This is a genomic window from Solibacillus sp. FSL W7-1436 (assembly GCF_038007305.1).
Lineage (GTDB): Bacteria > Bacillota > Bacilli > Bacillales_A > Planococcaceae > Solibacillus.
In genome coordinates this window covers 2,879,469-2,899,546 of sequence record NZ_JBBOWV010000001.1, presented here as the reverse complement: position 1 = coordinate 2,899,546, position 20,078 = coordinate 2,879,469, and the positions used below count along the sequence as shown (strand labels likewise).

The 20,078-nt window shown below is 38.2% G+C and carries 19 protein-coding genes; 3 read left to right on the top strand and 16 right to left on the bottom strand.

Annotation, left to right across the window (positions count from 1 at the left end; translation table 11 throughout):
• Positions 1-28: 28 nt before the first annotated feature.
• The 5 genes from MKX73_RS14225 to MKX73_RS14205 all read right to left on the bottom strand — a co-directional run bounded on the left by MKX73_RS14225 (position 29) and on the right by MKX73_RS14205 (position 4,705).
• A complete protein-coding gene (locus MKX73_RS14225; RefSeq protein WP_340718009.1) occupies positions 29-307 on the bottom strand; it encodes a DUF3784 domain-containing protein in 279 nt (92 codons plus the stop codon).
• A gap of 11 nt (positions 308-318) precedes the next feature.
• On the bottom strand, positions 319-681 hold the full coding sequence (locus MKX73_RS14220) for a hypothetical protein (RefSeq protein ID WP_340718008.1): 363 nt from the start codon (positions 679-681) through the stop codon (positions 319-321).
• The gene (locus MKX73_RS14215; RefSeq protein WP_340718007.1) at positions 678-896 is read right to left on the bottom strand and encodes a helix-turn-helix transcriptional regulator; all 219 of its coding nucleotides are present in this window, start codon (positions 894-896) and stop codon (positions 678-680) included. The genes MKX73_RS14220 and MKX73_RS14215 overlap by 4 nt, the downstream gene beginning before the upstream one ends.
• Before the next feature lie 224 nt (positions 897-1,120).
• A complete protein-coding gene (locus tag MKX73_RS14210; RefSeq protein ID WP_340718006.1) occupies positions 1,121-2,176 on the bottom strand; it encodes a YkvI family membrane protein in 1,056 nt (351 codons plus the stop codon).
• A gap of 534 nt (positions 2,177-2,710) precedes the next feature.
• Positions 2,711-4,705 (bottom strand): catalase, encoded by a 1,995-nt coding sequence (locus tag MKX73_RS14205; protein ID WP_340718005.1) that lies wholly within the window; start codon positions 4,703-4,705, stop codon positions 2,711-2,713.
• A gap of 257 nt (positions 4,706-4,962) precedes the next feature.
• Between MKX73_RS14205 and MKX73_RS14200 the strand changes: the two genes are divergently transcribed.
• A complete protein-coding gene (locus MKX73_RS14200) occupies positions 4,963-5,820 on the top strand; it encodes a manganese catalase family protein (protein ID WP_340718004.1) in 858 nt (285 codons plus the stop codon).
• Positions 5,821-5,918: 98 nt separating this feature from the next.
• Here MKX73_RS14200 and MKX73_RS14195 read toward each other — a convergent pair whose 3' ends face one another.
• The 4 genes from MKX73_RS14195 to MKX73_RS14180 are packed head-to-tail and all read right to left on the bottom strand — an operon-like array spanning position 5,919 to position 10,412.
• The gene (locus MKX73_RS14195; RefSeq protein WP_340718003.1) at positions 5,919-6,755 is read right to left on the bottom strand and encodes an MBL fold metallo-hydrolase; all 837 of its coding nucleotides are present in this window, start codon (positions 6,753-6,755) and stop codon (positions 5,919-5,921) included.
• A 47-nt stretch (positions 6,756-6,802) separates the two neighbouring features.
• Positions 6,803-7,822 carry a Ger(x)C family spore germination protein gene (locus MKX73_RS14190; RefSeq protein WP_340718908.1) on the bottom strand — a complete coding sequence of 340 codons (1,020 nt, stop codon included), beginning with the start codon at positions 7,820-7,822 and terminating at the stop codon, positions 6,803-6,805.
• Between the two features lie 20 nt (positions 7,823-7,842).
• Complete coding sequence (locus tag MKX73_RS14185) at positions 7,843-8,889, bottom strand: GerAB/ArcD/ProY family transporter (RefSeq protein WP_340718002.1); 1,047 nt, start codon at positions 8,887-8,889, stop codon at positions 7,843-7,845.
• A complete protein-coding gene (locus MKX73_RS14180) occupies positions 8,886-10,412 on the bottom strand; it encodes a spore germination protein (RefSeq protein WP_340718001.1) in 1,527 nt (508 codons plus the stop codon). The genes MKX73_RS14185 and MKX73_RS14180 overlap by 4 nt, the downstream gene beginning before the upstream one ends.
• A 253-nt stretch (positions 10,413-10,665) precedes the next feature.
• Here MKX73_RS14180 and MKX73_RS14175 point away from each other — a divergent pair, with 253 nt between their 5' ends.
• Positions 10,666-12,201, top strand: coding sequence for a glycine betaine uptake BCCT transporter (locus MKX73_RS14175; RefSeq protein ID WP_340718000.1), 1,536 nt, complete (start codon positions 10,666-10,668; stop codon positions 12,199-12,201).
• 509 nt (positions 12,202-12,710) lie between these two features.
• On the opposite strand, the gene MKX73_RS14170 is transcribed toward MKX73_RS14175, so the two are convergent.
• The 5 genes from MKX73_RS14170 to MKX73_RS14150 form a co-directional block, all read right to left on the bottom strand.
• Positions 12,711-13,934, bottom strand: a complete 1,224-nt coding sequence (locus tag MKX73_RS14170) for an IS110 family transposase (RefSeq protein ID WP_340715959.1) — start codon at positions 13,932-13,934, stop codon at positions 12,711-12,713.
• A 278-nt stretch (positions 13,935-14,212) separates the two neighbouring features.
• Positions 14,213-14,584, bottom strand: coding sequence for a spore coat protein (locus MKX73_RS14165; RefSeq protein WP_340717999.1), 372 nt, complete (start codon positions 14,582-14,584; stop codon positions 14,213-14,215).
• Between the two features lie 297 nt (positions 14,585-14,881).
• Positions 14,882-15,730 carry a cytochrome c oxidase assembly protein gene (locus MKX73_RS14160; RefSeq protein ID WP_340717998.1) on the bottom strand — a complete coding sequence of 283 codons (849 nt, stop codon included), beginning with the start codon at positions 15,728-15,730 and terminating at the stop codon, positions 14,882-14,884.
• Entirely contained in the window at positions 15,723-16,202 is a 480-nt protein-coding gene (locus MKX73_RS14155) for a DUF2243 domain-containing protein (protein ID WP_340717997.1), read from the bottom strand. The genes MKX73_RS14160 and MKX73_RS14155 overlap by 8 nt, the downstream gene beginning before the upstream one ends.
• Positions 16,203-16,307: 105 nt before the next feature.
• Entirely contained in the window at positions 16,308-17,636 is a 1,329-nt protein-coding gene (locus MKX73_RS14150; RefSeq protein ID WP_340717996.1) for an amidohydrolase family protein, read from the bottom strand.
• A gap of 100 nt (positions 17,637-17,736) precedes the next feature.
• Between MKX73_RS14150 and MKX73_RS14145 the strand changes: the two genes are divergently transcribed.
• Positions 17,737-18,252: a GNAT family N-acetyltransferase gene (locus MKX73_RS14145; RefSeq protein WP_340717995.1), complete on the top strand. Its 516-nt coding sequence runs from the start codon at positions 17,737-17,739 to the stop codon at positions 18,250-18,252.
• 56 nt (positions 18,253-18,308) lie between these two features.
• On the opposite strand, the gene MKX73_RS14140 is transcribed toward MKX73_RS14145, so the two are convergent.
• Together MKX73_RS14140 and MKX73_RS14135 are read right to left on the bottom strand one after the other, a co-directional pair.
• Complete coding sequence (locus tag MKX73_RS14140; RefSeq protein ID WP_340717994.1) at positions 18,309-19,247, bottom strand: ring-cleaving dioxygenase; 939 nt, start codon at positions 19,245-19,247, stop codon at positions 18,309-18,311.
• A 119-nt stretch (positions 19,248-19,366) separates the two neighbouring features.
• Positions 19,367-19,960, bottom strand: coding sequence for an NADPH-dependent FMN reductase (locus tag MKX73_RS14135; RefSeq protein ID WP_340717993.1), 594 nt, complete (start codon positions 19,958-19,960; stop codon positions 19,367-19,369).
• Between the last annotated feature and the right edge of the window lie 118 nt (positions 19,961-20,078).

Sequence of the window (20,078 nt, the reverse complement as noted above, 5' to 3'; positions counted from 1 at the left end):
CCAAGTATATAAAGGAGCCGGGTTAAATTTATTCAACCATTTTTACGTTAACATAAACCAACTCAAGCAAAATGATTCCTATTGCTACAAACATAATCGTTTCTGCTTGTTGTATGCCTGCAAATCCGCTTATAGCGATTCCTATACCTAGTAAAGCAAATGTGCCACCGACAAGGAGAGCCAATTTATTTTTATCTTTTACTCGCTTTTCATTATAACCTGCTAATAGCCAAGTAAATTTTTTAACACCGACTAAATAACCCAGCACTACAAATACCAAGCCGACTATAACCAAATTCATCTCCATTTCCCATCCCCCTAATAGTTTTTTATAACAGCCGGAATAATATAGAATGGAATGCAAAGTGTAACTACCAAATACACCAAAATCCATTCAATATTTATCGCCCACTCCAAATCCCCTTTGCTGCCAATAACCAAGATTATTATAAGCAGGGTATTTAAAACGAACATGCTTCGTAATGACCATTTGGAAATATTTGCGTTTACGCGATCATCAAATTCGAATTCTTCGCCCGTTAATTTACTTCTTTTATATTTCGCAAATATCATTAAACAACCGATTACTACTAGCAAAATCCACTTCAATAACGAACTTTCAATAAATAAAATTACAATAATACTGCAAAGAACCGGGATATAGGTGAATATCTTTTTCATAATTCTTCCTCCATCCAAAACAATTTTTCAATTGAAGTATCCAGTGCATTTGCAATCAACAAGCATACTTTAATTGTAGGATTATACTTTTGCGCTTCGATTAAATTCATCGTTTGCCTTGTGACACCAACTTGCTTTGCTAAATCACTTTGTGTTAAATTGCCCAATTCCGTTCTTCGTAATTTCACACTGTTATTTATTTGAACATCTTTCATATGAAAAGGCCTCCTTCCTGAAAATTTGGATGTCACGATGCTGAATTTGCTGGCAAAATTCAATTAGGATAAAAATACCTTATAATAATGGTGTAACATATATATTAACTTAGTCAATTATATGTGACATATCATACGATTTAAAACTGCAATAGCCAAAAAAGCCACCATTTTCAAAAAGAGAAAATGGTAGCTACTTTATAATGCCTTATTTATTCATCAAATTATCTTGCTTCTTGTTTCTTAATAATAAATGGCGCTGCCACTAAAGCAAGAATGAGGATTATGCCCAGATAACCGATTAGAGGATAAAAATAACTAACCAGACCAGTAAAGCCTACAAAACTAGCCAAATAACCTACAATCATTGTAATTGTAAAGAATGTTTTAAATTTCTGTGTTCCTGATTCCGCAAAACGTGCTGAGAAAGAAAAGAACATTCCGACCGCTGTATTATAAATCATACCGAAAATAACTAATGACATGATAATACCCAATGTTGGTGATAAATTACTCACAATTCCCAGCATTGGCATATCCAACGTACCAACCTCTTCGATTTTCGAGAAAATAGCTAAATGCATCAATAGAATGAGAACCCCTAAAATAAGACCTCCAACCAAACCGCCGATCGCTGCTGTTTTTGGACTTTTTTCAGCTCCGCCCATCACAATGGACATCGAAGCTCCAACTGCGATATTAAATGACACGTAATTAATACTGGAAATGAACCAGTTTGGTAGAGTAGTCGGTGTTGCTTGCGCTATATCGTTTAACGATGCAAAAGTTCCGCTCATCGTTAGAAAACTGTAAATCGAAATAAATATAACAAAAATAATGAGAACCGGTGTAATACTTCCTATAATTGCAACAACCCGATTTACTTTCAAAAACCCTGTTAGTAATACGAGTATTGTCATAAGAGTCGTACCTACAAAAACCGGTAACCCAAACTGTTGATTTAAATTCGAACCGGCTCCAGCTAACATCACGACACCTACGCCAAACAACGTAAAAATAAGTATAAAATCGATGACCGTTCCAAGATATCGCCCGCTAATTCTGTAAATCACGTCTTTATGGGAGGTCGTTTTTGTATAACTGCCAAGCCATACTAACAGCATACCAATACCCGAAAACAGTACCGTTGATAAAATAGCTCCGAATATCCCGAGTATTCCAAAGCTTGTAAAGTATTGCAGTATTTCTTGTCCTGAAGCGAATCCTGCGCCTACGATCACGCCAATAAAAGCGCTTGCAATTTTCAATATATTTTTCACACGTCTAACTCCCCTTTTAATCCATCGATCAATATGTATTTTATTAAAATAATTACTTAGGCTATATTCCCCATTTTGAATTTTTCGATTATTATAGCCTTTTTGATTTTTCCCTGGAGTTCCCCCTTCGCTATAAATCAACTACAATTTTTATATTATAACATACTGTTATTACAATTTTTTATTATTCCAAATATTCATTTTTTAGAAAGCAGGTAGGAAAATAGGGATATACATTGAAACTTAGCTACAAAAAAAGCATTTTTCCCCTAATGAGAAAAATGCTTTTCTGTGTTGTTATGCGGTCACGATTGTGTGAGGTTGATTTTCTAATAAAGTGCTCCGTTATTCTAATATCCCGAAAAATATTCCAATAAAAATGAGATGTTCTAATAAAAAGACTACTTTTTCTAATAAGCGCTTCTACTATTCAAATAAAGCACGCGAATGTTCGAATATCCTGTTCAATTCTTCTAATAAAAGCTTGGACTTTTCTAATAAAATCACTTCTCAACAATGTACAACATTAAAGAATCAACCCGTTGCATCTGTTCGGTCAAAGTGGCGGCCTTTTTTCAATGCTTCCACAAAATCCGAAATACCTGCTACGACACCCGGCGCATGAGCATAGTCTTTATCCAAAATTTCAGCTGAAGCATACCCTAATGCTTTATAGTGGTTGAAAATCTCATCGGCAAATCGTTGTACTTTTCGTTTAGGAACGACACTATCGAAAGTTGCGGCAACAATTAGACCATCATAAAGTACAGGATCGGCCGTTGCCAGCGTATGATCAATTTCACGCTCACCGATTCTTCCTTGCTTATCGCTGATCAGCTCAACTGTAACACCTTCGTTTTCCAAAGGCATGACCAGTTCTTCCAAATTGCTGTTTGTATCGACAATGATACCGACTTTTTTCGATTTCAAGAATGGTACCTGATTTTTTAAGATACTCACAGCATCTGATGGCTGTTGATCTTCAACTTGCTGGATTGATTCATCTGGTGGTGTAACACCGATATTTTGTGCAATTTGCTCAACCATTGCACGGTCGACGCGAGCAAACATATCGACTGCAGCTTTACGGATTTCAATTGTTTCTACTTTACCCAGCTCAAAACTGAAAGCATTAATAATATGCTGCTTTTCCACATCTGTCTGGCTTAACCAGAATTGACGCGCCTGGCTATAATGATCTTCAAACGATAAGCTTCGGGCACGCACTTTGCGCCCTTCGATTTTTTCCTGGTAATGAGCATAGCCGCCTTCTTTTTGCGTCACAACATGCGGTGTATTGTTTTGCAGACTGTTTTTTCCGTATGCAACGCGTCCCTTATTGATCGTCATACGTCCATACCCGTCACGCTGATTATTATGGAATGGGCAGACTGGACGATTGATCGGCAACTCATGGAAGTTTGGTCCGCCTAATCGAATCAGTTGTGTGTCTGTGTAGGAGAATAAGCGTCCTTGTAATAAAGGATCGTTCGAAAAATCGATTCCCGGTACGACATGTCCCACATGGAATGCAATCTGTTCCGTTTCTGCAAAAAAGTTATCCGTATTTCGATTCAATGTCATTTTTCCGAGTTTGCGAAGCGGAATCAGTTCTTCCGGCCAAATTTTTGTCGGGTCCAAAATATCGAAATCAAATTTGAACTCATCATCTTGTGGAATAAGCTGCACAGCAAGTTCATATTCCGGATAATTTCCGGCTTCAATATTATCGAAAAGGTCGCGGCGATTAAAGTCCGGATCTTTCCCTGCGATTTTTTGAGCTTCATCCCATACTAAAGAATGAGCACCAAATACAGGTTTCCAATGGAATTTAACGAAGTGGGCTTCCCCTTTGGCGTTGACAAAACGGAAAGTATTTACACCAAACCCTTCCATCGTACGGAAACTTCTTGGAATCGATCGGTCAGACATTTTCCACATTGTCATATGTGCGGTTTCTTCATTGCTTACGACAAAATCCCAAAATGTATCATGGGCACTTTGCGCTTGAGGAATTTCATTATGTGGCTCCGGTTTAACTGCATGGATTAAATCCGGGAATTTAATTGCATCTTGAATGAAGAAAATCGGGATATTGTTTCCAACTAAATCGTAGTTCCCTTCTTCTGTATAAAATTTTGTTGCAAATCCACGTACATCACGCACTGTTTCTGCTGAGCCTCGTGATCCTGCTACTGTTGAAAATCGAACAAAGACAGGTGTTTGGCGGCCTTTCTCTCCTAAAAAATGAGCCATCGTTATATCTGATGCATCGCCATAACTTTCAAATATCCCATGAGCCCCTGAACCTCGTGCATGTACAACTCGTTCCGGAATACGTTCATGGTCGAAATGGGTCATTTTTTCACGGAAATGAAAATCCTCCATTATTGTTGGACCACGTTCACCTATCGTTAATGAATGCTCGTCATTCGTCAACTTTAATCCATGGTTCGTTGTCAGCGGCTGACCTTCATCTTTCGTAGTAAACTGCTGCAATTGTTCGACTTTTTTATTGTTGTTCTTCAATTTACATCCTCCTCATTCCAAAAATAGCAAGTTTCACAAGATTAGTTATACTCAACCATCTCTGTTACTTTTCTACCCTATTTTCCGAAAAGTAGTCCTGAGAAATATAATCGTAATATTTAAATCTTTAAGGCTAGTACCTTATCACTGTAATAATTACAAAATCGGCATGTCTTCCTTTAAATAGAACATACTACTTTGAAAAGGATGGAATAATTCATTCTTTATGAAAGAACATAAAAGAAGCGAGGGAAACTATGTACTACTACAAAGAAGAACTGATCAATATTATTAAACCGGACAAACCAGATCCGGCGGCTGCCCGCGTTTTACAGGAAATTTTAGGCGGACATTACGGGGAAATGCGGACAATGATGCAATTTTTCTTCCAAAGCTCCAATTTCCGAGGTAAAGATACTCAATTCAGGGATTTGCTGCGCGGTATCTTCTTGGAAGAGATTGCCCACGTCGAGCTTGTTCAAAATACGATCAATCAACTATTGAATGATTCCGGAGAGTCATCTGCTCCCGGTAATAATGGGATGGATCAATCTCCATTGGATGAAGCGGTCCTCCATGCAAATCCCCACCATTTTATTATGGGCGCACAAGCATCATTGCCGGTAGACGCAGCAGGAAATCCATGGAACGGCTCATGGGTTTACTCACATGGCAACCTCATCGCCGACTTACTGAATAATCTTGTATTGGAATCTACAGGTGTACTGCAAAAAACTCGGATTTATGAAATGAGCTCAAACCAGACATTCCGTGAAACGCTCGCATTTTTAATCGTGCGTGATAATGCCCATCAAAACGCTTTTGCTAAAGCACTCGAAACATTAGGGGTAAATTGGGGCAAACTATTCCCTGTACCGAATTACGATATTAACAAATATCCCGAATGCCGAAAATTTGTCGATATGGGTTACCATAACTGTCAATTCAACTTCCGTCTGGACCCTACAAGAATCGGTGAAATTTTGCAGGGACAATCTCCAAGCCGAAATGGCGGACAATATCAAGTAACACCTCCACCAGTAGGATTCCCGGTACCGTTAATGCCGGACATGCCAAATGAGCATAGCCCCGGGTTATATGATTTGAATAATTAGTTCTGCTTAAGTACTTTAATCAGACCCGCTCTACCTATACACTTCAAAAATCATCCGTTTGCTCATGAACCGAGTAAACGGATGATTTTTTTACTTACCTATTTCTTATTCTTTGGCAATGCTATCTGATCAAAATCATCGACAAGTTTACGCAGCCCCTCGCTTAGCTCCGCCCCACTCATCGGTACTCCATGACCGGTAACCGCCACAGAAGGATTTAATGCTGCCAGTTTTTTTACCGAATCAAACGCGGCAGTCCAGTCCGGAGTCAAATACTTCGGTGGACCGTTCACTTCTTTTTCCTGAGTAAATACTTTATATAAAGATTCCTGTTTGACCGTAACAAAAGCATCTCCTGCAATAAGTGCTCTGTCGCGCTCTCTAAATAACGAAACATGTCCAGGTGTATGACCCGGAGTATGAATCCACTTAAATCCGTCCATGAAAGGTACAGTTCCATCTGATGGAAGCTCCTGGACAGATTCCCCCAAGTCAATCGCTTCATTCGGGAACATCGGAGACATTTTAGCGACTAATCCGCTATCAACAGGAGGGTCGGGCTCCGGATAATTTTCCAGGCCAGTTAAATACGGCAGTTCCAGCTTGTGAGCGAAAACCGGTACTTGCCAATGTTCAACAAGTTCAATGATCGCCCCGACATGATCAAAATGCCCATGTGTCAAAATAATTGCATTCGGTTTTGCATTTTTTCCGTATCTTTTTTCTGCCGCATCAATAATTTCTTGTGCGCTTTTCGGCATCCCGGCGTCTATTAAAACAAAGTCGTTATAATCAGGGCTGCCATAAAAAACAATATTGGCAATTTGAATCGTGTGAACATATAGGTCGGGCAATAACTCCTCACTTACACCACTTTGAACAGAAGTAGCAGGTATAAATTTATAGTCATCACCGTAATTCATTTTTTTATCCAAAACGGACACCCTTTCACAAAAAATTAACTGAATTTAATTCTCTACAGTTACTCCAATATACCCGTTTTAACGATTTCTACATCTACTTTTGGGGAAATATCCAAAGTTGAAAAGTGCTCATTCCAATCTTCTTTAAACCATTTCGGGTGAAATGCTCTTACATGTCGTCCGATTCCGATTGCATCACACTTTGCTTCCTGTAATTTTTTGATTACTTCCTTCATATCTTTTTCAATTTCATCTTCCAAAAATTTTTCAAGCTCTATTCTCTTGTTTGTTTCATCTAAATTATCGTCCGGAAATTCAGAAAGAATGAACTCCAGTTTTAAGGGGATTTCAATTTTATTTTCTGAAATATCAAACTTACGTTTTGATTCATTGATCCTTACTGTTACTGGACTTTCCTCATATAAATATGAGATACGAGTAGCAAATCCAAGGGAATCATTTAAGATATTTAATAAAACCGCTTCATCTATTGACAATTTTTTACCAGTGAAAGAGCGCCCGGAAAAGAGTACGAGTCCCTCTGCTTTGGGATGTTGCTCTTCTCCCATTATTAAATAAGGCAAAGCCAGGTCTTGGGCATTTTCAAAAAGGACAGAAGATGCTGTTTGCAACGTGTAAGGGATGACCATTGAATTCTCTTCCAAGCTTGTAATAAAGCGATCATAAAAATCCCCTGCCGTACTTTGCTTATCTTCACTTACTTCAAAAAATGGCTTCAAATCTCCTTGAACAATGGCTAGTTTAGAAGTGACAGGACTATTCGCATCACGAAAATAACCATCCAAAAATTTATAAATATCATGTTCTGCAGTCTTTTCAGAAATCAAAATCGTTGATAAAACGGATAAATCCAATGTTTGTTCGACTTTCAGTTCTGCATCCTGACGTACGTCACGTGGTGAAACACCCTCACCTGTAATAATAATGGTTTTCATTTCATTAGTTGTCGCTTCCGGATAAGCATAATAGGCAGTTAACTTTCCTATTTCCCCTTCAAAACCTGTTAGCGATACGACGGAGGAATTTTTATAAAGCCTCTCATCCCAACATCCTGCCAGTATTAGAGGAACAACAATTACTAAGATGGTTTTGCCGAATCGGATACGGTCCGCCCCCTTATCTTGTTGATAAGTATGATGAGAATTGGCAATAAAAAAGTAAATGCGATATTTCCATAAACTAAATTATGTTTAAAAAATTCCAGCACTGAAAAGCGTATGAGGAAATCTGCTGTCACGCCCGTAACTGCGAAAAAAATAAGCAGTTTTACTTTCGGATATTTAATTTTGTTTTCAAAATACACAACTCTTATAACAAGCACGTAATTGACGATTGCAACTAAAGACCATGAAAGCCAAATGTAAACAAAAAATAGATCGAGCCTTTTTATAAATGTCACTTCTGTCGAGTGTAATATATACAAAATTGGTTCAGGAATAAGTTTTATTTCATCCAAAGAAAAAAACATCAATGTAAACGTAATGGAAAGTAAGTAAAAACTTGTTAATATTGAAAAATATATAGCCAGTGCCTTTTTCGACACTTTTACACCTTTAGCTAAATATTTACGAAGAACAATATACATTTCTGCGCCGCCAAATGCATACGTACTGAAAACAAATCCCATATACCATGTATCGGAAAGATTGTAAAAAAATGGCAGCAAATTCGTCACTTGTAAACTGGGCAAAGTTAAAAACATAAAAAATAAAAACAGTAAGAACATTGGAATTAAAACGACGCCAATATTGATTGCTGTTTCAGGCCTGCTAATACTTGCGTATAGGCAAACGGATAAATATATTGCTATCAGCACAATTTCCGGTGTATTTGGAAAAACCCAAGTCGTTAGTACATACGTAATGTAGACGACAAACACAACAATATAGCTTGTCCAGTAAATGAGATACAATGCTTTTGTAAATCTGTTCAAGAAAAAATATTGATGCATACGTTCAAAAAACAATACCTGCAGGAAAAAGATGAACGCAACAATAAGAAACTGAAACGTAGCATCACGTTTGCTATGTTCGATAACCATATTTTGGAAGGATGTATAGACAAATCCGGTTTGCATTACAAACATTAACAGAAATAATTGCATCTTTGTTAACTGGATTGTCATTCTCTATCATTCCTTTTCGATTTAAAGCTTCGAGCCTGTCTGTTAGCTCCATAATATGGACCGCGGAAAAAAACCTTTCGCATTCCTACTGGATCAAATGGAATAACCGGTGAAAAATAAGGGCGTTTTAAAGAACTTAAATTTAATAAGTGAATAACCAATAAAAATGTACCGATTACAATTCCGAAAAATCCAAATAGAGATGCTAAAAACATAAACGGGAAACGAAGCGTCCGTATCGTCGTATTAAGTTCTATTGAGGGCACTACGAAACTCGATATAGCTGTAAACGCTACAACAATTACCATCAAATTTGATACTAGCCCCGCGCTGACAATGGCATCGCCAATTACAAGACCTCCAACGATACCAATTGTCTGCCCGATTGACTTGGGCAAGCGGACACTGGCTTCACGGATCAATTCAATCGTTATTTCCATAATCATCGCTTCAATAAGTGGTCTGTATGGAATCTGGTTAATATCCGATTTCACCTTATTTGCAAGTTCTAGCGGGAGCACTTCAAAATGAAAACTTACAATCGCAATATAAAAAGCAGGCAAAAATATAGCGGATACAAAACCGAATAATCGTGTCAATCTGTAAAATGTACCGACAATTACACGGGAGTTGAAATCATCCGGTGTTTGATAGAACGAAAAAAATGTAACCGGCCCAATGATTGCATTGTTAGACAAATCACTCATTACCGCTATTTTACCTTCCAAAATATTGGCAACTACACGGTCTGGCCGTTCTGTAAGCAGAAGTTGAGGAAACGGTGACCATACTTGATCATCTAAATATTCCTCTAACTGACCCGTGCTATATAACATATCCAAATCGATTGCATTCAACCGATTTTCAACTATTTTAAGTGCCTCACTATCCACTACATTTTCTACATAAAAGTAATAAACTGTTGTCCTCGTTTCATTTCCAAGTTGTATCGTTTTAACGACAAGTTTATTGTTCTTAATTCGTTTTCGGATCAGCTGAATATTAACATCTAAATTTTCAACCAATCCTTCATGCGAACCCCTCAATATTTGTTCGTTTTCGGGTTCTTCCGGCGATTTATGGGCAAATTCCGCATTTTGTAATCGAATCATCTGTTTGGACTGTAATAGAATAATTAAGGTCTCACCGTTACATAAATAATCAACAAGCTTTTGCTCATCATATTTTTCTGTAGTAATCGTAATCGTTTCTTCATTAATTAACTGTTGTTTTTGGGCTGCAGAAGTTTGATTTTTATCACTATTTTCTACTGAGTCATCCAGTAGCGATTGATCAGCCATTTGACTTGAATTCAGGTCTTTCTGAGTTGAAGATTCACTCAGCTTTTTCAGATTTAAAAGGTTCTGTTCAACATCCGTTTTGTTTACAAGTGATGAATAATAGCATAAAATGACGTTTTGCTCCTGGCCGAGCTGAATTTCTTTTGCAACAAAATCCGATGAATGGAGGAATTGCTTGTTAAGTCGTTTAATTTCCTGCTTTATTTCCATTGTTTGTGTCAATACGATTCCCCCTCCCTTTTTGTCACAGTATAGGAAATTTATAAAAGAGTTATTCACTTTAGTTAAATTCGGGAAAACTGGGTAATATATAGAGAAGCGCTTTTGTATTTGTATACATTTTATAGCTGGACCCATTTACAAATATCTACTTCGAACAAGGTCCACCCTATTTCTGAACTACTATTTCATTAAAAATGTTTATTTTTTTCAAACTGGGTAATACATTTATATGTCACTGAACGGAGGTTATAAAATGAAAAAAGTAGGCATCGTTTTTTGGAGCTCATTTACACTAGTAATGCTGGCAGTACTAGTTGGTGTACTCGCTCCACAAACATTAGAAAATGTCACCAAAAACATTCAAAATTTACTTACTTATAATTTTGGCTGGTATTATTTATTAGTTGTTGCAATCATTATTGCGTTTTGTATTTTCCTCATATTGAGTCCTGTTGGAGCGATACGTCTCGGTAAGCCGACTGACCGTCCGGACTACAGCAATGCATCGTGGTTTGCGATGCTGTTTAGTGCTGGAATGGGGATTGGTTTAGTTTTCTGGGGAGCAGCGGAACCATTATCACATTTTGCTATTAGTTCCCCGCAGGCTCCCGAAGGTTCCCAGCAAGCATTGAAAGATTCTTTTCGATATACGTTCTTCCATTGGGGAATTTCCGCTTGGGCTATTTATGGTGTAGTTGCATTAGCACTCGCCTACTCTAATTTCCGTAAAGGTGCACCCGGTTTGATAAGTTCCACACTTTTTCCTCTTTTCGGTGAAAAAACAAAGGGTCCTATTGGATATACAATTGATATTATCGCGGTCTTCGCTACAGTAATCGGTGTTGCAACAACACTCGGTTTAGGTGCACAGCAAATAAATGGCGGTCTATCCTATTTATTTGACCTTCCAATTAACTTTACTGTTCAATTAATCATTATTGTTATCGTTACGGTATTGTTTATCATTTCCGCTTCAACCGGTCTTGATAAAGGTATTCAACTGTTAAGTAATTGGAACCTCTACTTAGCGGCTGCATTATTGTTATTAACTTTATTTATTGGTCCTACTGTTTCCATCATGAATGATTTTACATCAGGACTCGGCAGTTATTTACAAAACTTTGTGCAAATGAGTTTACGTATGGAGCCGGGTGATGCCGGCAGCCGTGATTGGATTAACGGATGGACAATTTTCTATTGGGCATGGTGGATGTCATGGTCTCCATTTGTCGGTATTTTTATTGCACGTATTTCAAAAGGTCGAACAATCCGTGAATTTTTAATGGGAGTTATTTTAGCACCGACACTTGTTAGTATTTTCTGGTTTGCAACGTTTGGAACGACGGCGATTGAAACATATTTGACAAAAGATGAAGGGCTTGTTGATTTACCGACAGAACAGCTTTTATTCGGTGTATTTGACCAAATGCCACTCGGCTTTATTTTATCGATTATCGCCCTCTTGCTTGTCGCGGTATTCTTTATCACTTCGGCCGATTCAGCTACATTTGTGCTTGGTATGCAAACAACATTCGGATCGATGAACCCATCATTTAAAATAAAATTGATTTGGGGAATTTTACAGGCTGCCATTGCTGCAAGTCTTCTGTTTTCCGGTGGTCTGACCGCCTTGCAGAATGCCGCGATTATTGTCGCCTTCCCATTCTCATTTATCATTTTGCTGATGATTCTTTCGCTCTACAAATCATTAATGGCCGAGCGGAAAAAGTTAGGTCTATATATTCGACCGAAAAAACAGCATCCCTCAGATGGTCAGAAAAAAAACTAGCCGGTAATCATATGAAAACTGTGCAAGTAACGACTGGAAAGAGTTAATGATTAATTCGGGCATGATAAGCAGGAATTTCAACACACCAAAATATGTAAGAGGCCGGGACATAACCCAAAAACACTATTTTTCTCTCAGAGAAAAATAGTGTTTTTGCTGAACGTTAAAATTGATTTCCATTCCGGGACGCTTTCCGCGGGCGTGGCCTGAGCCTGTAGTCTCAGGCGTCACGCTATTCCCGCAGGAGTCGCCCTGCATTCCAATCAATTTTTCGAATATCCGTTTTTTAATAATGTCTTTCCTCTTATTTAACGGTTATTCTACTTATGTCCCGGCCCCCTTCTTACGATTAATCAAGTGTATTCTTCAACTTTTGTAGCTATTTTAGATTTAAGTGTAGGGGCATAGTTTCTCTCTTTATTTTACACTTATATTTTTATATGCCAAAAAGACCTAACGATTTTTATTTTTTTCGAGAGGTCTGTATGATATAGTGGAGTTACGTTTTATTACGATTTCTGAGCTGGTAGTGCGGACTCATAATCGTAAAGGATGCCTCGTGTTAATAACTGAAATGTCACTTTCAGAAACTTATTAACACAGGCGATGATCGCAACCTTATGAGGCTTTCTCTGAGGTTGCGTTTTTAATTTATAATAGTAATCCGCAAAATGATTTGGTTTCTCTTTTAACATAAGCATCCCTTGCATCATGAAATATAAAATTTTCCGCAAATGTTTATTCCCACGCTTATTGATACGATCCCGATATTGTGTGTTCCCGGATTGATAGCGCATGATATCGATCCCTGCGTAGGCGTTTAATTGTTTTGCATTTCGGAAGCGGCGAATATCACCGATTTCACCAATCAAGCGACAAGCTGTTGATTCACCCACACCAGGGATGGAGCGTAATACAAGATATTCTTGACGTTCTTTTGATAGCTCCGTCATCTGTTGGACAAGCGCCTCTTTCTTTTCCTTCAGTTCTGCAATACGAGTTGCGTAATCCTTTACTTGATCACACCTTACATCTGTCGGCTTAATGGCCGGATAACTATTTTGAGCTGCTTCCATCAGTTCAACGGCTTTTTTCTCTGCACGAGTAAGGGAAAGGTTCTTTTTCGTATTCGCCTTCAACCGATTTTTTATGACGGTTTTTGAATGAGACAAAACAAAGGTAGGGTGTGGGTAAAGCTGTACGATATTTAAAAATAATGCGGAACTTGGCGTAATGAGTTTTTCAAGCTCTGGAAAACTCATCTGTAAAATCGCATGCATCCGACTCTTTAGTAAAATCATTTCCTCATCGATTTCATCATAATAGCGTGTAAGTGCACGCATCTGTTCATAATAATCATCTTGAACGTAAGTCGCTTCACGTTCCAATCTAAAATGCGTTTTGGCTAGTTCATGTGCGTCACTTACATCCGTTTTATGGCGTCGCATTTTCGCCATCTGTAAATTCGCTTCAAGTGGATTCATCCGACTATATGTATAGCCATGATTTTTGAAAAACGCTTCTACTGATTTGGAATAGACGCCTGTTGCTTCAAATACAATTTCAGGAGCTTGTCCATCTAGTTTCTTCATTTCTTCGATACGCTCGTGTAATCGCTCAAAGTCAATTCGTGTGTGATTTAATTCGCCTTCAAACTCACATTTTCGATACCGATCATAAATAACGACCGAACTTTTGCCTTTACTAACATCTAACGCAATGACATGTTTCATGATTTCATTCTCCTTTTTAGCCAGTCATAGAAGCCTTCACAATACCTTATCGATTCCACTTTCTTATACACGATCTCTTTGGACCCAACATACTAAACTGATTCATATAAGGGCGTGAAGTTAGCCGGTTTTTTTAAACGGACTCACAAATGGTCCCAGGGGCTGGTCGGCTTTTCTTCACTTCTACTATAAAAAAATAGTAGCACAAACCATGGCCTTGGTTTGTACTACTAATGTTAGTATGTTTTTGATATTATAAAAAAAATGGGCATTTCTTTTTAGCCGAATTTTAAAGCTAACTGACCTAATAATTGAATAGTGGCCTGAACGACTGCGTCAATTTGAACTTCTGTTTGTCTTACAGTAATTCCATCCGAGTCAATAATAGCAACTCTTTGTGATTCAGATTGTGTGACTTCTAAGCTTTGAGCTATTCTTTGAAGATTTTGCACATCAGCATTTTCGTTTGACCCTAATACTATAATGGCAGCTTCAATAGCAGCTTGCAGGGCAGCTTGAACTAGCAAAAGTCCTTGAACTTCCGTTTGTGTTACATCAACAGTATGGGAATTACGAATAAATAACCCCTGATCCTGAAATTGATTTACTTCGACATTATTGGCAGCATTTGCATTACTTCTGTTTGACATAAAGTAAACACCTCCTTTTTTTATTTTGTGTTACCTCCCTAACTTATGCTTTAGTTGGAAATGACTATAGACTAATATCTAATGTATAACTAGGAATTATTTTCGGGAAATTAGCCTGTTTTCTAACATTAGATAACTACATGAAATAATCTGGGCATATATTTTTAAGAGTTTATGAATTATAGATTAAATATAAGCAGCCTATATTACATTTTGGCAAAATATTAATTTCCAAAAAAATGCACATCACTAAAATTTTCATTTAGTGGTGTGCATTTTATTTAATGTGTAATATTTTCATTCACTCACAGTAACCCGTTTCTTGCTGTTGTACTCCTCGGCAAAATTTTTGCTTGGCTTTGCCGATTTGTACCATTGCCAGCAGAAAATTATAATGAGGGCGACCTCTATCCAATCCCCTGCATAGTACATGACCATACTTCCCATTTCCGCCTCTTGCTGTGAAACTCCCGCTGGCGGATTCGCATACATATACTTCGACAAAATATCATGACCGGCAATTGCAAGAATTAAAACTGCTGCCCGGAACCGGTAGGAATATTGATGGTAGACCGGATCGAAATAAATAATTGATATCGTAAAAACATAGCCTGCAATGAAAAAATGCAAATGTATAAATAAGGCGACAAACGGATTGTCATGCATGTAAACAAACAAATCTGTTGTATACAGCAGCCAAAGTCCGCCCACATTCAATACAGCGGCTGTAATCGGATGCGAAACGAATTTTAGCAGGCGGCTTTTTAAAATGGACGTCAGCTTACGTGCTAATGTTGTGTTTACTGTTCTGAGCAGCAAAGTGATCGGCCTGGCAATTGCCATAAAAATTGGTGCGACCATACTTAAAAATAAGTGGCTCACCATATGTGCCGTAAAGTTAGTATGAGCACTGTTGCCCAACGGTCCGACAACTGCAGCAAGTGCAATCCCCATTCCTATTGTCCAGCAAATCGTACGGGAAACGGGCCATTTCTTATAGCGCCGATTTGTTATGAGTGCTGCTGTCAAATATGCAACTAATAAAAATATGAAAATGACCCCGAGCAAAAATTGAAGGTTAATAGCAGGTACTGAATGATTCACAGCACTATGTCCATGACTATGCAGTAAGTAAAGGCTATTCATTTGCAGTCTTCTCTTTTAAAGTACTGTTTTTTGATGTACGGAATAATAGATAAATACCGATTAGTAAAATAATCAGAGCACCGACATTCCACACAATATCGTATACAATGACATTGTCCACGTATCGGATTTGGTGAATTCGCATCCATTTATGCTGAATGATGCCGTCATACAGTTGGAATACTCCAACCCCTAATAATACGCCGCCAAGCCATCGTTGAAAGAACAGACCATTTCTCCGGCGCAGATCTGCAAATAAAAATAACCCGGCTATCGTAGCAAACCAGCTGAAGGCATGAAAAATACCATCGGAAATTAATCCGATATCCGTTGTCGATTTATCGTAAAAGTGATGCCATCTTAACAACTGGTGAAAAACGGTTTCATCAATAAAGGCAATCAAACCTACGCCAAACAAGATTCCTGACCACATGTTCCGGCGTGAAACTTCTATGTCGCTGTTATTTCTCATGTCATTTCAGAGCCCCTTTACGTGTAATTACTTACATCTAATCTCTCCAAATACATCACAACATATTCGATAATAGAAGTTCCCCTCTTACCTTATTGAATAAACCTAATTTCCTGCATTTAATCCTAGTTCTTCGAAAGTTTGTATCAATTCGTTTATATAATCGTTCATCTCTTGCTCAGTCGGAATATTTTCAAGCAGCTCGGGAATCGTATACAGGTTTCCGTCCTTTACTATCCGATCGATTTTCATTGTATTTTCTATATTGCTAAGAGGATTTTCATTCAAAATTAATAGATCCGCAGTAAACCCTTCTTTTATATCTCCTAAATCCGCCGTGTTCAATGCTTTCGCTGCATTAATTGTAGCTTGCTGAAGAGCCTCTAATGGTGTGAATCCGGCATCAACAAACAGCTGAAGCTCACGGTGCAATGCAAAGCCCGGATATGTATAGATTCCTGCAGGAGTATCTGTACCAGTCACGACAGTACCACCCATCTTATAATACGTATAGGCAATTTTTTGAATCGTTTTTGTTTGAATACCTATCGTATCCTGGCCTTGTTTTGCCTGTGCTGCTTGTGGCCAGTGGTTAAATAAGAAGTCACTGTTTTCCATATGATCAACTACTTCATGATTCGTTGTCCAATATTGATCTGCTAACCGCATCTGATCATATAAAACAATTGTTGGACAAAGCTTAATATTCTTTTCCATTAATTTTCTGCATACGTTTTCTATCAGTTGTTCATCCGGCTGCTCCCACGGAATTGATTCCCAGACATCTTTCGGCGCATCCATTGTCCACTGTGGATACATTGCTTGAATAATACCAGAGCAATGTTCCAGCCAATCAATCCCTATATGTGCCGCAAGCAGGGCATCCACTTTTTTGGAATAAATTAAATCACTGCTTACTTCCAGATTGTGTTTACGTGCTTCTTCAACAACTGTTTCCATATATTCAGGATCAAGCCAGCCGTAAACTTTGATAAAATGTGCCCCAAGCTCTACTTGCCGCGCCACTTCCTGTCTTGCAAGATCTGCATTGTCGACATTGAGATTATAGGCCGTATCGTCTCCCCACAAACCTGGTGGACCGTCGATCATACGGTCTGCAGAAATTACGCGCGGTTCCATTTCACTTCCATTCGCATCGATAAATGGTTTCAGTTCAATAATGCTCCCTGCAGTATTGCGAACCGTTGTAATGCCTGCTGCTGTGAAGTAATTGGCAAAGTGTTTTTTTATATGGACATGCATATCAATCAATCCCGGTATTAGCCATTTATTCGTAAAATCCAATACTTCAATATTATCAATTTGAAGATGAGGCGCAACTTTTACTATTTTATTATTTTCAATATAAACATCCTGTCTGTTAAACTCGCCTGTTTCCATGTCTACTACAAACCCGTTTTTTAATAGTTTCATTTTCAGACCCCTTTAAAGTTTATCGCGATATTAATTTCAGTTTAATTTATATATTCTGGAAATGATATAATTTTATTACAATAAGAAGGAGGTGAATGCGATGAACACAATCCGCGTAAAAAGTATAATCAGAAAAGCGAACGAAGGTGATACATCACAAATTCTTGAAGTGATGAAAGATGCGGAACAGTCCGGATTTATGCTCTTTGCACCCGATGAAAGAACCTTGGCACCAGCTTCTTTAAGCAAATTAATCAGTTCCATAAATCAGACACCAACATCGGGTTTCTTTATTGCAGAACACGAGAATGAGATTTTAGGTTATCTTCTTTTAAAGGCTGAATCGTTATCCCGTACTTCTCACAGGGCACAGATTGCTGTCGGTGTACATAGTAAAAGTCGCGGTAAAGGCATTGGTACCGCTTTGTTCGACTATATGATTCAATGGGCAAAGAAGTCGCAGCTACACCGACTGGAATTAACCGTTATTGAATATAATGAACAAGCTATCCATCTTTATAAGAAAATGGGGTTTGAAGTTGAAGGCGTGAAAAGAAATTCTTTACTGATTGACGGACAATATGTAAATGAACTCTACATGGCTAAATTCCTTTAACATATAAAAGGGGCTACTCAAGTAAAACTGAGTAACCCCCTGTTCTTATCACACTACTATTCTAACTCTCTAACTTTAATCGGGAACAGCGAACTTTCCAATCTGTCTCGATAGTCTTCATATTGTACAGGCAACTTAAGCTGCTCGCCCATTGTTTCCGGTGTTTCATCATGCGCAAATCCGGGTGGGTCTGTCGCGATTTCGAATAAAATTTCACCCGATTCACGGAAATAGATGGCATTGAAGTAATTACGGTCTTTTATGTCCGTTACATGCTGTCCTTTATCCATTGCGTATTGCTGCCACTCTTTATGATCTTGATCATCGTTTGCACGCCATGCAATATGATGTACGGTACCGACACCCATTGTCCCACGATCGCCGACTGTCATTTTTACGTCCACGATATTTCCGATTGGTGCTGTTGCTTTTAACCTTACAAAGTCTCCTTCACGGCCAACCTCAACAAGTCCCATCACGTCAACTAGAGTATTGACTGTTTCTTCCGGCTTTGATGAATATAAAATTGCACCGCCAAAACCTTTGATTGCTACATCCGCAGAAATTCCACCAAACGTCCAGCCGTTTAAAGATCCACCATCACGTTCAACAATTTCCAGGTGCAGACCATGTGGATCATCAAATTGTAAATAGTTCTCCCCAAATCGTATAGCTTCATTATATAGTATCTTGAATTTTGTTAAGCGTTCTTTCCAGAATTCCATTGCTCCCACCGGTACAACATATGTTGTCACGCCAACTTGACCATCGCCGATTCTGCCTTGATATGCTGCAGGCCATGGAAAGAATGTAATAATTGTCCCTGGTTCTCCGCCTTCATTTCCGAAATATAGATGATATGTTCCAGGATCGTCAAAATTGACTGTTTTCTTTACAAGTCGTAATCCGAGAACACCTGCATAGAAATCGACATTTTCCTGAGGATGACCGACGATTGCTGTAATGTGATGAATACCCGTTGTATGTTTTTTCATATTTATTTCCTCCATTCCTAAAAACTGAACACAACATTTTATTTAATAAAACACTCTGTCCAATTTTTATATTATAAATCCGGCACATGCCTTAACATGTGCCAGACCGATAACGTCAATTAACGAATTGTTTTTAAAGCTTTTGACCATGGAATTACTTGGTCCAGCATTTGGTTTACAGAATCCGCCTGTACATCTTTCGGTTTGAAAGTTGTACCGTTTTCGAAATCTGTGAATAATGATAAAGCTGGGTGTACACGTACATCTGCTACAAGTAATTCACCTAAAATACCGCGTAAATGTTCCGCAGCACGTGCTCCTCCGACAGAACCGTAAGATACGATACCTGCTGCTTTATTGTTCCACTCATCACGTAAGTAGTCTAATGCATTTTTAAGTGCACCTGTAATCGAATGGTTATATTCTTGAACAATGAATACAAATCCGTCTTGTTTTGCGACTGCTTCAGACCAGCCTGCAGCACCTGATGCATCCCCACCTGGTTCGCCTAGTAATGGCAATTTGAAATCCGCAATATCAATGATTGTATAATTTGCATCGCCGCGTTTATCTGCGATTTCTTTTACCCATGCACCAACTTGAGGGCTTACACGACCTTCACGAGTTGATCCTAAAATAATACCGATGTTTAATTTTTCCACTTTATTTTCCTCCACTTTCTTATTTCCGAATAGTTTACTGATGAATCCCATTTCTTACACTCCTTCAATTATCTTGAATTCAAGATATCAATTAAAACTTGAGGATTTTATAGATTGATATAGGCATGCATATAAATAATTGAAGTTTCTCCCTCAAGTTTTAATTTTG

What these genes read in the sequence shown, in the direction of transcription:
- MKX73_RS14225 (WP_340718009.1), bottom strand. Translation starts at nt 307, where the DNA reads ATGGAGATGAATTTGGTTATAGTCGGCTTGGTATTTGTAGTGCTGGGT.
- MKX73_RS14220 (WP_340718008.1), bottom strand. Translation starts at nt 681, where the DNA reads ATGAAAAAGATATTCACCTATATCCCGGTTCTTTGCAGTATTATTGTA.
- MKX73_RS14215 (WP_340718007.1), bottom strand. Translation starts at nt 896, where the DNA reads ATGAAAGATGTTCAAATAAATAACAGTGTGAAATTACGAAGAACGGAA.
- MKX73_RS14200 (WP_340718004.1), top strand. Translation starts at nt 4,963, where the DNA reads ATGTACTACTACAAAGAAGAACTGATCAATATTATTAAACCGGACAAA.
- MKX73_RS14185 (WP_340718002.1), bottom strand. Translation starts at nt 8,889, where the DNA reads ATGACAATCCAGTTAACAAAGATGCAATTATTTCTGTTAATGTTTGTA.
- MKX73_RS14175 (WP_340718000.1), top strand. Translation starts at nt 10,666, where the DNA reads ATGAAAAAAGTAGGCATCGTTTTTTGGAGCTCATTTACACTAGTAATG.
- MKX73_RS14170 (WP_340715959.1), bottom strand. Translation starts at nt 13,934, where the DNA reads ATGAAACATGTCATTGCGTTAGATGTTAGTAAAGGCAAAAGTTCGGTC.
- MKX73_RS14165 (WP_340717999.1), bottom strand. Translation starts at nt 14,584, where the DNA reads ATGTCAAACAGAAGTAATGCAAATGCTGCCAATAATGTCGAAGTAAAT.
- MKX73_RS14160 (WP_340717998.1), bottom strand. Translation starts at nt 15,730, where the DNA reads ATGAATAGCCTTTACTTACTGCATAGTCATGGACATAGTGCTGTGAAT.
- MKX73_RS14155 (WP_340717997.1), bottom strand. Translation starts at nt 16,202, where the DNA reads ATGAGAAATAACAGCGACATAGAAGTTTCACGCCGGAACATGTGGTCA.
- MKX73_RS14150 (WP_340717996.1), bottom strand. Translation starts at nt 17,636, where the DNA reads ATGAAACTATTAAAAAACGGGTTTGTAGTAGACATGGAAACAGGCGAG.
- MKX73_RS14145 (WP_340717995.1), top strand. Translation starts at nt 17,737, where the DNA reads ATGAACACAATCCGCGTAAAAAGTATAATCAGAAAAGCGAACGAAGGT.
- MKX73_RS14140 (WP_340717994.1), bottom strand. Translation starts at nt 19,247, where the DNA reads ATGAAAAAACATACAACGGGTATTCATCACATTACAGCAATCGTCGGT.
- MKX73_RS14135 (WP_340717993.1), bottom strand. Translation starts at nt 19,960, where the DNA reads ATGGGATTCATCAGTAAACTATTCGGAAATAAGAAAGTGGAGGAAAAT.